Annotated in this window: 1 protein-coding gene; it reads right to left on the reverse strand. The window is 35.7% G+C overall.

Annotation, left to right across the window (positions count from 1 at the left end; genetic code table 11):
• Positions 1 to 516: cytochrome b N-terminal domain-containing protein (locus C6988_RS11015; protein ID WP_182135498.1), on the reverse strand; the 516-nt coding region annotated here is incomplete at its 3' end.
• Between the last annotated feature and the right edge of the window lie 61 nt (positions 517 to 577).

Genomic DNA, 577 nt, shown 5'->3' on the forward strand with positions numbered 1-577 from the left:
AGGCCCCGCCACCGGTATAGAATTAGTTAATGACGCAGCAATACTAATTGCAAGTTCTGCTCTTTCACTAAATATAATATCATATCCAGTAAATGCTTCAAGAATTGTAACGGTACCAAGTATAACACCAGTAACCCATAAAATTTCATTTCTAATTTTGTATCGTCCACTAAAGTATTGATAATACATGTGTAAAATAGCTAAAAGAACCATGGCGTTAGAACCATGGTAGTGAATATTTCTAATGTGAAATCCATAAGGAACTTCGTTGTTGATAAACTCAACACTATCCCATGCTCTATCCAATATTGGTTGATAATAAAACATCAATAGTGCACCAGAAATTCCTAAGATTACAAATACAATGAAAGTAAGCATTCCAAGAAATCCAAATGGACTTACAAATCGTGCAGGGAATGAAAACTTGATTGCAGTAAAGATAGTTCTGTCTATTCCATCCCAAATCCAATAAAGAAAGGCTACAAAGCCAGTACGTCTAGCTAAGGTAGCGTCCAAATCCAACTACTCCGTTTTGATTAACTCCCCATGTTGGTGGTAAAATCCACATTGAACCATC

Origin of the sequence: Nitrosopumilus sp. b1 (assembly GCF_014078545.1) — an archaeon.
Lineage (GTDB): Archaea > Thermoproteota > Nitrososphaeria > Nitrososphaerales > Nitrosopumilaceae > PXYB01.